Genomic DNA, 11,797 nt, shown 5'->3' with positions numbered 1-11,797 from the left:
GATTAACCGAAGACCGAAGCCAGGATTGATTTAAGCCCGACTGCGGCAAAGCGCAGCAAGATAATCGCGACAATCGGGGAAATATCCAGCGTTCCAAACAATGGAGGGATAATTCTCCGGAACGGTGCCAGATACGGCTCCACCAGCTTGCCCAGCAGCTCACCGATAAAGTTCTCACGCAGATTCGGCAGCCAGGACATCAGAATGTATACGAGGATCATGTAATAGTAAATCTGAAATAGGATGTCTATAATTGAAGATATTTCATTCAAACCCTGCTCACCTCATTCGGTTGTAGTCTTGCTCGTCACCCAGGATCTCGGTAATGGAGCCTTGAATCTCCACGGTGTCCGGTGTGCACATAAATATATTGCCCCCAATTTTGGATATTCCTCCACCCAGAGCATAAACAGTTCCGCTGAGAAAATCGATAATTCGCATCGCCTGGTCATTGCGCACCCGCTGCAGGTTAATGACTACCGTGCGGTGTGAACGCAGATGGTCAGCGATCTCCTGCGCCTCGTCATAAGAACGCGGCTCGTAGAGCACAACCTTCACATTTTTTTGGGAATGAATGCTAACGACGTTGGCCCTCTGATTCTTGCGTGTTTCTACAGGGGCGGGTTCGTATTCATCCTCATCACGGGAAATTTGCTCCCGCTCCACAATCTCCTCTTCCTCCTGCAAGCCCAAGAAACTCATAAACCGGTTCATCACGCCCATCATTCTCCCTCCTCATGACCTACTAATACCGTTCCCAGACGAACCCGGGTGGCTCCTTCCTGTATCGCCACTTCAAAGTCATTCGACATGCCCATCGACAGCTCTTGTATTGGCTCAGGTGTCAAACCCAACAGATTCAAGCGGTCACGCAGCTCGCGGAGTCCGCGGAATACCGGCCGGGTCGCCTCGGGGTCTTCCTCATGAGGGGCCATCGTCATCAGACCGATGACCTTCACCCGGTCAAGCGGGGTGATCTCCCGCAGGAAGTCCTCCACCGCTTCCGGCGCCAGGCCGAACTTGGTATCCTCGCCTGAAATATTCACCTGCAGGAACACCTTCACCTCAAGTCCGGCAGCTTCCGCCTTCTTATGCAGCTCCCTGGCCAGCGACAGCCGGTCCAGAGAGTGAATATATTGAAATTTACCGATAACGTCCTTCACCTTGTTCGTCTGCAAATGCCCGATAAAATGCCATATTCCCTTATGCCCCAGCGCATTCCATTTCGGCTCCGCATCCTGCCAGCGGCTCTCGGCGATCTCCTCAAGTCCTGCCTCCAGCACAGCGGCAACCGTATTCAGCGATACGTATTTCGTTACCGCAATCACCTTGACTTCACTGGCATCCCGGCCGCTGGCCGTGCAGGCCCGTGCGACACGTTCCCGGGTAGTGGCTATTCTTTCTTGTAGCGAGGCCAAAATTTCAACTCTCCTTTATTCCGATCCAGCTCGTCATTCTCCCAGTGACCCCGTTTTCCTTCCGGTAGGAAAAGAACAGATCACTGTTACAGCTTGTACACCAAGTTGTACATTCGATATGAGTCGGCAATATTCCTGCTTTTATCATAATGCGTTGATTCAATTCTTTCAAGTTCAGCAGCATTTTGCTGCTGTCTGTCTCGGATGGTCTATATATAGCCCGTTCGCCTTCTGCAGGAGCCGGCAGGTTCAGCCTGGCCTCCAGGCGGCGGACAGGGTCCATTACATAATCATCCACCTCATAGCAGCAGTCTCCGATGGAAGGTCCTATAGCGGCCTGTATGTCCTGTGGACGGCTCCCATACGTGAGCCCCATACGCTCCACCATCGCGGACGCGATTTCCGCTACGGTCCCCTTCCAGCCTGCATGCGCCAGCCCCACCACCTGGTTCAGCGGATCATGGAAGAACAGCGGTACACAATCAGCGTAGAAAGAAGTCAGCAGCACTCCGGGCACATTCGTCAGCAGTCCGTCAGTGGCCTGAAAGGCAGAGGCCCGGTCCAGGCTGCCCCGGCCGCGTTCCTTTTCTGTAACGACAGCGATCTCTTTGCCATGGGTCTGTTCTCCGCAGGTCCAGTCAGCCAGCCGGAAGCCCAGACCCGCAGCCAGCAGGCTGCGGTTAGCCAGCACATCCGCCGGATCATCGCCTACATGAAAAGCACAATTGAAGCTGTCATACGGTTCTTTCCCGCTGCCGCCTGCTCTGCCGGTGAAGCCTGCAGTAATGCCCCTGTACGGCTCACGCCACGGCTCCAGATGCAGCAGCATGGGCGCTGCGCCATTTTGCATAAACGGTTCCATCTCTTCACCTCCGCTTAAGTGTACCACACTCAGCCCCACAAACTTATCCCCACAAACTCTACCCCACAAAGTGAAGTAATGCTTCGGAGTGAATTCAAGTACTTTGCGGGGGCCCCGAAAACATACTTCGTAAACATACAACACAAACTCAGCCCACGCCGTACATTTCTCAATCCACTCTATGACTTTACCCAGATAGGCAGAAAAAAGACGCACCTCATTAATAAGTGCGCCGTTCACTGCGTTCCGGCCGTTCCAGGTACATCATCTCGCGGTCTTCCTGTCCCTGCGGCATGCGGGGCTCCTCCAGCTTCACGAGCACGACATCCGCACCGATCTTCACAATATTCCGCCACGGAATCACCAGATCGGCACCGCCGCCGAACAGCCCCATGAACCTTGTATACCCCGGGACAATCACAGCGTCAATGACGCCTCTGCGCAAATCCAGCTCCAGATCGCTGATCTGGCCCAGCCGTTTGCCGTCCACAATATTGATTACATCTTTAGTTTGGAAATCGGATATTTTCATCTTTTTACCCGAAGCTGACGTTTCCTCAATCATCCTGCCACCCCTGTACATTCAGACCTATAGCTTCAGTATATGTCCTTAGGGCTTGGCCGCATGACTGTATTCCAGCCTCTGTGCCCCGGACATATAAAAGGATATCCCGGATGGCCGCCAGGTGCCGCCATCCGGAATATCCTCCGCTCATTTATAGACTGTGGTCAGGACTTTACATGCTTTTGCATTTGCTGGATCGCTGATTTCTCAAGCCGTGAGACCTGGGCCTGCGAGATGCCAATCTCGTCAGCGACCTCCATCTGGGTCTTGCCTTCGAAGAAGCGCATCGACAGAATGCGTTTCTCGCGCTGCCCCAGCCGCTGCATGGCCTCCCGGAGTGCAATCTCCTCAATCCAGGAGACATCCTTGTTCTTGTCGTCACTGATCTGATCCATCACATAGATCGGGTCCCCGCCGTCATGATAGATCGGCTCGAACAGGGATACCGGGTCCTGGATCGCATCAAGCGCGAAGACAACATCCTCCTTCGGAACGCCGAGCGCTTCGGATATTTCGAAGATCGTCGGCTCCCGCGAATTCTGGTTCGTCAGGCTGTCACGCACCTGCAGCGCCTTATAGGCAATATCGCGCAGGGAGCGGGATACCCGGATCGGGTTGTTGTCGCGCAAGTAGCGGCGGATCTCTCCGATGATCATCGGCACCGCATAGGTGGAGAACTTGACATTTTGCGATAAATCGAAATTATCGATGGCTTTCATGAGTCCGATGCAGCCTACCTGAAACAAATCATCCACGAACTCTCCACGATTATTGAACCTTTGGATTACGCTTAGCACAAGCCTGAGGTTGCCATTTACCAATTTCTCTCTGGCGGATCGCTCGCCCTGCTGCTGCAGCGAAGTGAACAATGCCCGCATTTCCACGTTCGTAAGAACAGGCAGCTTGGCGGTATCCACACCGCAAATCTCGACTTTATTTCGGGTCATGATGATTAACCTCCCAAGGAGAAACATTACTGTACATTATCTCCCCGGTCCGGCATTTTATTCCTCAGCTTTCATCACTTACACCATCTTGTTGAACTCCTTGCGCAGCCGCTTGATAATTCGTTTCTCCAGGCGGGAAATATAGGATTGGGAGATGCCCAGCAGATCGGCTACATCCTTTTGTGTTTTTTCTTCGCCGCCGCGCAGCCCGAATCTCAGCTCCATGATCAGCCGTTCCCGCTCGCTGAGCTTCTCCAGCGCCTTCTGCAGCAGCTTGCGGTCCACCTGCTCCTCGATGTTGCGGTAGATCGTATCATTCTCCGTACCCAGCACATCCGAGAGCAGCAGCTCGTTGCCGTCCCAGTCAATATTCAGCGGTTCATCAAAAGAAACCTCGCTTCGGGTCTTGCTGTTACGCCGCAAATACATCAGAATCTCATTCTCGATGCAGCGTGAGGCGTAGGTGGCGAGTTTGATTTTTTTCTCCGGATCAAAGGTGTTGACCGCCTTAATCAGTCCGATCGCGCCAATGGATACCAGATCCTCAATGTTAATTCCGGTGTTCTCGAATTTCCGGGCGATGTAGACCACCAGCCGCAGATTGCGCTCAATCAGCATGGCCCGGACCGCCGCATCTCCGCTGGAGAGGCGCTGGAGCAGGAATTCCTCCTCCTCGCGTGTCAGCGGCGGCGGCAGCGCCTCACTTCCACCGATATAATAAATCTCCTGGCTCTTCAGACCGAGCAGAAACAGCATGCGGTAATACTGCAGTTGCAGCACAAGCTTGAATTTGACCATTATTGTTCCTCCTATAGGTTACTTAGCCCATCACCTTGTCAGCCGGCACTTCTTGCGCACTCTCTTTATGGGTCAGGTCAGGATGTATGACCGCCCGGTATGCGCCGTCTCCCGACAGTGTCCCGCCATCCAGCCCGATGAGTACCCTTGTGCTGCAAAAGGTATCACCGCCAAGCTCTATCCTTACCTTATCCGGCTTCAGCGCGAGCATGAAGGATGCCCCGCGGTTGACGCCCCTGTACGGCACCAGCCGCACTCTGTCCTGCCAGGGGAACGACTGCCCGTCCGTTTCCAGTACAAGTGTATCTGCACCCGTCTGGGTTAGCCTCCCTTTCCAGGAAGCCGGCAAATGCCCTTCCCACAGCGAGGCTTCCATCACCATGACCGGAATCCTCGTCAGCGGATCGCTGAGCCGGTTCCCGGTATCCAGCAGTCCGGGGCAGGTAACCGACACTCCGCCGATTTCTACTGTCACTTCCCCGATATAGGAGTCCAGCTGCTCTCTGTGCCGGCGGGAGGACTGGATCCCCTTGAAGAGCAGCAGCACCAGCGGAAGCAGGGTAAGCACGAACCAGAACCCGATCTTCAGCCGGTAAGCTTGGCCTCCCGATGAGGTGAAGATCATGCCCTTCCAGAGGTCACCAGAGCTTTGCAGCAGATAATGAACGCCTATGATCCCTCCCGCCGCCGCAAAATTAATGATATAAAACGCCCCGAATGCCCGAAGATAGCTTTGCAGACTTCTAAATCCAAAGGCTATCCAGATCATCAAAACCGATAGACCGAATTTGACGAGAAAGGTATACATAAAGGACAGCTCCGGTACAAACATCATGACAACATAGAGCGCCCCTGCCAGCGCTGAGAGAGTCAGGCGCCACCAGGATATCTTGTGCTTAACCAGCCAGCTTGTCAGCCACAGCAGGACTCCGTCGATCAGCAGATTGGCGGCAAAAATCAAGTCAATATACACAACCATCGCTCTCACCTGCCTGCAAGCGGATATCTATCCGGAGGCCGGGGTGCAGGCTCTCTTTTTAGACGATAAGATTAGTATAGAAACTCCCGCATCCAAAGTCTGTCTAAACATGGGGGGCGTTCTTGCAGTTTTTTTGTCGAGTTATGGGCCTTAAGAGGAACCTTAATGCACAACAAAAGCCAACCTTGGGCGGCTGGCTTCATGCATGACGTATTTAATTGTTGATAGATTTCAACTCTTCTTCGGAAAGTCCGGTTGCCTTCTGCACAGAAGGACGATCCATTCCCATAGACAGGAGATTCTTCGCTATTACCCGCTTGGCCTCCTGTTTACCCGCCATAGTGCCTTCCTCCACGCCCTTAGCAAAGCCTTCTCTTAGCGCACCCTCCCGCTGCGAGGCTTCGTCCATCAGGAACTTCTGGCGGTCCTCATACTTGCGGCGGGCCTCCGAATCCTGGCTCAGAAATTCCAGCGTCTCCATCGCCTTCTTCAAGGCCGGCTCATTCATTTGCAGCACCTCCCAATCAGAGTAGTCAATCCCTTTCAGGAACAGCAGCCAGTTCACAAGGCCGCCCTCGCCGGGCGTAACCGGCTTGTTTAGCTTAGGCAGCTCCAGGAAATGAATCTCGATATCATCTGTCAGCGGCGCTCCGCTGCTGTCCTCCCGCAAATGAAATACACTGTGTGTATGTTCATTAGGCAGCACCTTGTAATTCAGAATATTAATCGTCACGCATTTCTTAAGCTCGGTATATTTCCCGCTGACCTGAAGCTGCCCGGCATAACGCTTGCTCCAATAATACAGCGTGCGTTTCTCAATATCATATTTGTTGAACAGCTGCATCTCAATATTGATCATCTTGCCGCCCACCGTCTTGGCCCATATATCAAATATCGCTTGCTTATCCAGCGGATCATCCTTATCTGTATAAGGATTGAGCAGCACCACTTCCTCCAGCGGAAGATCGCCCGCATCCAGGAATATCTGATTCAGAAAGGCGAGCAGTACATCCTTGTTGCTCTCGCTTGCAAAAATCCGCATAAATACAAAATCCACCCGGGGGTCCAGCATTTCCATGGTATCGTCTCCCGTTATCGTTATTATACAGCCTGAAAAGCAAAAAAACACCATACCCCGCAGTTCAAAGCTGCGTGATACGGTGCTTCCGTAACAGTCTATGCTATTAATAGCGATTTAAAGGCTCTTAATCATTATTGCCGCGTGTCCGGTTGCGCAGGAAGGTCGGAATATCCAGCTGATCAGAGCTTGTCTGATTCCCGAACGGACGAAGATTCTCACTCTTGCTCTTATTATCAGCAGCCGGCTCGCTGTTTGCCGCAGGACGGCGTACAGGAGCTATTGGAGAAGGCTTGTGTTCAAATCCGGTCGCAATCACAGTAACCTTGATTTCATCCTTCATACTCTCTTCGATAATGGCACCGAAGATCATATTCACTTCAGGGTCGGAAGCAGAGGTAACAATCTCGGCAGCTTCATTCACTTCGTACAGGGAGAGGTTAGAGCCGCCTGTAATGTTCATAATAACACCGCGCGCACCTTCGATGGATGTTTCAAGCAGCGGGCTCATAATCGCCTTGCGGGCCGCCTCAGATGCTCGGTTCTCGCCGGTGGCAATCCCGATGCCCATAAGCGCTGAACCGCGCTCGGTCATAATCGTCTTCACATCGGCAAAGTCAAGGTTGATCAGACCGGGAACCTGAATAAGGTCGGAGATGCCTTGTACTGCCTGCCGGAGTACATTGTCCGCTTCACGGAACGCTTCCAGCATTGGAGTCTTCTTATCCACAATTTCCAGGAGGCGGTCATTCGGAATCACAATCAGCGTATCAACCTTTTCCTTGAGCGCTTCGATTCCAAGCTCTGCCTGATTGGCACGTTTTCTGCCTTCAAAAGTGAACGGGCGGGTTACAACGCCTACCGTCAACGCTCCACACTCCCGGGCGATTTCAGCAATGACAGGCGCTGCGCCTGTTCCGGTACCGCCCCCCATGCCTGCGGTAACGAAGACCATGTCCGCGCCCTTCAGCGTATTCGAGATCAGATCGCGGGATTCCTCTGCCGCCTTCTTGCCGACCTCAGGATTCGCTCCTGCGCCAAGTCCGCGGGTCAATTTATCCCCGATTTGTAATTTATGCTCCGATTTGGCCATATGCAGCGCTTGGGCGTCTGTATTAACCGTGATGAACTCAACACCCTGAACGCCATTTTCAATCATCCGGTTCACAGCGTTGCTTCCTCCGCCGCCGACGCCGATGACTTTTATTTGCGCCAAGCTCTCCATTTCAAAATCAAATTCCAACATATTGTTTCCATCTCCCCCTCGAGTAGTGCTTGGATGGCCAATCCAAGTATATCTGGATTACTCTTATATGAACTCGCTAAACATATTCTTTAGTCGTTCCACCAGACCCGGCTTCTTGGAAGAATCCTGAACCGGCGCTGCGCTCTGCTTGCTGCGGTTAACGGTCTTCTTGTTGGCACTTCCGCCGCTGCTGCGTCCACGGTAGTTGCGCACCACATTATGAAGGATGCCTACACCGCCGGTGAAGCCGGGGTCACGCACTCCGATATAATCCGGCACAGCGATCCGTACGGAGGCTGCCAGCTCGTTCTGGGCTACCTTAAGCACCCCTGGCATCGAAACTGTGCCACCCGTAAGTATATAACCTCCCGGGAGCTCCGTATAACCAAGCCGCTTCACTTCCTGACGGATCAGGTGGAAGATTTCCTGGACTCTCGGCTCGATAATCGCTGCCAGATCCTCCTGGTTGAATTCCTTCTCCACATTACTGCCGATACGCAGAACCTTGAAGACTACCTCAGAAGCGGCATCATCGATCCAGGCACAGCCGTATTTCAGCTTGACCTTCTCCGCCTGGTCGGTAAGTGTACGAAGTCCGTACGCAATATCATTGGTTACGAATTCTCCTCCGATCGGAATCGTGGAGGTTGCACTAAGGGAACCTTCTTCATATACAGCTATCGTGGCTTGTCCGGCACCGATATCCACCAGTACAGCCCCCATTGATTTCTCATCTTTGGAGAGCGCTAATCCGCTAGCCCCGAGAGACATAAGGACAAGATCTTTAACCTTCAGACCTGATTTCTCCACGCAGCGGAGCAGATTATGTATGGGGGTCTTGGCACCGGTGATGATCGTAGCCTCCACTTCCAGGCGGACGCCGATCATGCCGCGCGGGTCCTGAATGCCTTCAAGGCCGTCGACGATATACTGCTTGGCGACAACATCAATGACCTCGCGTTCCGGCGGAAGTGCAATCACCTCCGCAGCCTTGATTACGCGGTCGATATCATCTTCGCCGATCTCACGGTCCTCATTCTGAACGGCAACTACGCCGTGGCTGGATTGCAGGCCGATATGGTTGCCGGATATGCCGACATACACCTCGGATATTTGAATACCGACCATTTGCTCCGCATGCTCTACGGCACTCCTGATCGATTGCACAGTCTGATCGATGTCTACAATCGCACCCTTGCGTATCCCTTCCGAATCAGCAGATCCAACGCCAATAATATTGAAGGTTCCACTAGTAACTTCCCCGATTATTGCCCGAACTTTGGATGTACCGATGTCCAAACTAACAATGATGTCATTGTTGCTCAAGCCCTATGGCACCTCCTGTTATAATCATAATAAACATGTCTTTGATCCCGGTCGCGGGAAACATCTCTGTACATATTCAACATCCCTAATCCTTTCCCTCTTTTTTCAACAAATTTTTTGAGAGGAATAATATGACAAGGTATTCACGTGCAGGCAGGCACCCTCCGCTTAGCGGGATCAGCACCTGACATTCAAACAAGTGGAAACTAGAGAACAGCGGCTATATCCTGGATTACATCTCAAAAAATCCGCAGAAAAAAGAGGGATATTGCTTATTACCCGTAAAACAGATTGTAGCATTTTTTCCGCCCTATTAGTAGGGACTATTTACTCCCCCGCATCTGCGTCTTCCCCGGTGTCCCCGGCTTCGGTATGGAACGGAACATAGGAGTCCGCCTCCAGCATTTTGATCAGTCCCGGCTCCTCCGTATGAATCACCTGATTCAAATAGCCTACTTTATCCTTGAGCAGCGAAATCGCCGTTATGACCTCAAACCGTGAACGTGTATAGAGCTTAATCCGGTCCGGAAAAGACAACGTCGGGGAAGGTACAATCTCCGATATATCACTGGTCAGCTCATTCGGAATTCCAGCCAGCGCCTGGCACAGCTTGGCCTTAAAAGGGTCTTCAGCCTTCCAGTTAGTCAATATCGGCTTCTCTACAGCAATTCCCGTATCCGTCACAGAGACGGCGGCCCCGCTCGACAGAATAGCTTCCAGCACGCCTGCCTGGTCCAGCTCATAAGCAACCGCCGGGTACTCCTTCACGGTAATTGTAACCACTCCGGGGAACTTCTTGCTTACTTGGGCCTCCTGAACCGTATCCAGCTCCTCCAGCGCCTTCCCCACAGAATCTCCGGAGACGGCGAAGAACTGTCCCCCGATCTTCAGGCCGCTTGCAGCCAGCAGCTGCTCACGGGACGTATATTTATCCCCCTGCATTTCAATGGCTGTAATCTTGCTGATCGACGAACGGAAGAAGATTACAGCCAGCAGCGCAGTAAACAGCAGTGCCAGAATGATGATGATTTTACGGTTTTTTCTCTTGCTAGGCTTGTCCTCTTTCAAAAGAGGTATTCGCGTTTTTGGCATTCTCATATCTCCGTAATAAGGCCCTGTCTCCTTCCTCACGGCTACGCCGAAGGAGACAGGGAGCTTTAATTGGCCAAATCCAGCGGGTCAGGCACAGGCACCTTGCGGGTAATGCGCGCCCCCAGCTTTTGAAACAATAATTCGATGCCGTCATATCCCCGGTCAATATGATGCGCCTGCTCAACAATAGTCGTTCCCTGAGCAGCCAGCCCGGCGATTACCAAGGCAGCTCCGGCCCGCAGGTCAGTGGCCTCAACCGTGGCTCCATACAACCGCTGAACGCCGCGTATGAAGGCCCTGCTCATATCAATAGAGATATCCGCTCCCATCCGGGCCATCTCCTCCACGTGCTTGAAGCGCCCCTCAAAAACCGTTTCCTTGATTACACTGAATCCTTCCGCCAGGGACAATAGAACCATAACCTGGGATTGCAGGTCTGTAGGAAAAGATGGGTACGGAGAGGTAACAATACGCTCAACTGCACGGGGACGTCCCATGCAGCTGATATTAATTATATCATTGCATACTGTTATTTGAACACCGGCGCGCCTAAGGATGTGGATCAGGGAGGTCAAATGTCCTGCATTGGTGTGGGTCAGTGTGACATTTCCCCGTGTGGCGGCGGCGGCAATCATCACGGTTCCGGCAACAATCCGGTCGGGGATCACCTCATAGCTGCAGGCATGGAGCTTGCGGACACCCTGAATGGTGATCGTATCGGTCCCTGCGCCGATAATTTGTGCCCCCATCGCATTGAGGAAGTTCTGCAGATCCTGGATTTCCGGCTCTCTCGCTGCCCCGGAGATAGTGGTCGTGCCCTCAGCCATGGCGGCGGCCATCATGATATTCTCCGTGGCGCCTACGCTGGGATAATCCAGATGAATATCACAGCCTCTCAAGCCGGCAGCCCGGCAGCAGATCCGGCCGCCCGTCTCCTCAATCTCTGCCCCGAGCAGCTTGAGGCCATGCAGGTGAAGGTCGATCTTGCGCTCACCGATGGCACAGCCCCCCGGCTGATAGATCGTCACTTCCCCGAACTTGGCCAAAAGCGGGCCCATCAGGAATATGGAGGATCTCATCTGCCGCATCAGGTCCTCCGGAACATGAGAGGTCAGGAGAAAGGATGTATCTACGGTGACCGTCTCCTCTTCATGCACTGTCCTGCAGCCCAGCCGCTGCAGAATATGCAGCATTGTTTCGATGTCCAGCAGCTTCGGCACATTATGCAGTGAGTGAACTCCTTCGGCCAGCAGGCTGGCTGCCAGAATCGGCAGTGCCGCATTCTTTGCTCCATGGATACGTATGGTGCCTGACAGGGGGGTTCCACCCTCAATCACCAATTTGTCCAATGTATCACCTCCGAGATTACCGCTCACCCACCGTAAGCACTTCCTGGCCCCGCTGTCCTGCGTAATGGGCCGGAACGGATTCCGTCTCCAAGGCTCAGACATCAAGAAGCGCTCTGGGTGATTGTCACGATTATAGG

The 11,797-nt window shown here is 53.0% G+C and carries 13 protein-coding genes; all 13 read right to left on the bottom strand.

Annotated features, from left to right (window positions below; genetic code table 11):
• Nucleotides 1-2: 2 nt before the first annotated feature.
• The 13 genes from NSU18_RS28350 to murA all read right to left on the bottom strand — a co-directional run bounded on the left by NSU18_RS28350 (nt 3) and on the right by murA (nt 11,660).
• The gene (locus tag NSU18_RS28350) at nt 3-272 is read right to left on the bottom strand and encodes a YggT family protein (RefSeq protein ID WP_341017582.1); all 270 of its coding nucleotides are present in this window, start codon (nt 270-272) and stop codon (nt 3-5) included.
• Nucleotides 273-279: 7 nt separating this feature from the next.
• Nucleotides 280-723, bottom strand: a complete 444-nt coding sequence (locus NSU18_RS28345; RefSeq protein WP_036690181.1) for a cell division protein SepF — start codon at nt 721-723, stop codon at nt 280-282.
• Nucleotides 723-1,418 carry a YggS family pyridoxal phosphate-dependent enzyme gene (locus NSU18_RS28340; RefSeq protein WP_341150617.1) on the bottom strand — a complete coding sequence of 232 codons (696 nt, stop codon included), beginning with the start codon at nt 1,416-1,418 and terminating at the stop codon, nt 723-725. Before NSU18_RS28340 ends, NSU18_RS28345 begins: the two co-directional genes overlap by 1 nt.
• Before the next feature lie 4 nt (nt 1,419-1,422).
• Nucleotides 1,423-2,280 carry a peptidoglycan editing factor PgeF gene (gene pgeF, locus NSU18_RS28335; RefSeq protein ID WP_341017579.1) on the bottom strand — a complete coding sequence of 286 codons (858 nt, stop codon included), beginning with the start codon at nt 2,278-2,280 and terminating at the stop codon, nt 1,423-1,425.
• 220 nt (nt 2,281-2,500) lie between these two features.
• A complete protein-coding gene (locus NSU18_RS28330; protein ID WP_341150616.1) occupies nt 2,501-2,845 on the bottom strand; it encodes a YlmC/YmxH family sporulation protein in 345 nt (114 codons plus the stop codon).
• A gap of 164 nt (nt 2,846-3,009) precedes the next feature.
• On the bottom strand, nt 3,010-3,792 hold the full coding sequence (gene sigG, locus NSU18_RS28325; protein WP_036690188.1) for an RNA polymerase sporulation sigma factor SigG: 783 nt from the start codon (nt 3,790-3,792) through the stop codon (nt 3,010-3,012).
• A 78-nt stretch (nt 3,793-3,870) separates the two neighbouring features.
• Nucleotides 3,871-4,593, bottom strand: a complete 723-nt coding sequence (sigE, locus tag NSU18_RS28320; RefSeq protein ID WP_036690190.1) for an RNA polymerase sporulation sigma factor SigE — start codon at nt 4,591-4,593, stop codon at nt 3,871-3,873.
• A gap of 19 nt (nt 4,594-4,612) precedes the next feature.
• A complete protein-coding gene (spoIIGA, locus tag NSU18_RS28315; protein ID WP_341150615.1) occupies nt 4,613-5,569 on the bottom strand; it encodes a sigma-E processing peptidase SpoIIGA in 957 nt (318 codons plus the stop codon).
• A gap of 214 nt (nt 5,570-5,783) precedes the next feature.
• On the bottom strand, nt 5,784-6,647 hold the full coding sequence (locus NSU18_RS28310; RefSeq protein ID WP_341150614.1) for an Rpn family recombination-promoting nuclease/putative transposase: 864 nt from the start codon (nt 6,645-6,647) through the stop codon (nt 5,784-5,786).
• Between the two features lie 127 nt (nt 6,648-6,774).
• On the bottom strand, nt 6,775-7,893 hold the full coding sequence (ftsZ, locus tag NSU18_RS28305; protein ID WP_036690196.1) for a cell division protein FtsZ: 1,119 nt from the start codon (nt 7,891-7,893) through the stop codon (nt 6,775-6,777).
• Between the two features lie 63 nt (nt 7,894-7,956).
• Nucleotides 7,957-9,219 carry a cell division protein FtsA gene (gene ftsA, locus NSU18_RS28300; protein ID WP_341150613.1) on the bottom strand — a complete coding sequence of 421 codons (1,263 nt, stop codon included), beginning with the start codon at nt 9,217-9,219 and terminating at the stop codon, nt 7,957-7,959.
• 327 nt (nt 9,220-9,546) lie between these two features.
• The gene (locus tag NSU18_RS28295) at nt 9,547-10,311 is read right to left on the bottom strand and encodes a cell division protein FtsQ/DivIB (protein WP_341150612.1); all 765 of its coding nucleotides are present in this window, start codon (nt 10,309-10,311) and stop codon (nt 9,547-9,549) included.
• Between the two features lie 65 nt (nt 10,312-10,376).
• Entirely contained in the window at nt 10,377-11,660 is a 1,284-nt protein-coding gene (gene murA / locus NSU18_RS28290) for a UDP-N-acetylglucosamine 1-carboxyvinyltransferase (protein WP_341150611.1), read from the bottom strand.
• Between the last annotated feature and the right edge of the window lie 137 nt (nt 11,661-11,797).

Source organism: Paenibacillus sp. FSL H8-0048, assembly GCF_038002825.1.
GTDB lineage: Bacteria > Bacillota > Bacilli > Paenibacillales > Paenibacillaceae > Paenibacillus_AQ.
This window is presented reverse-complemented; position numbering and strand designations above follow the sequence as displayed.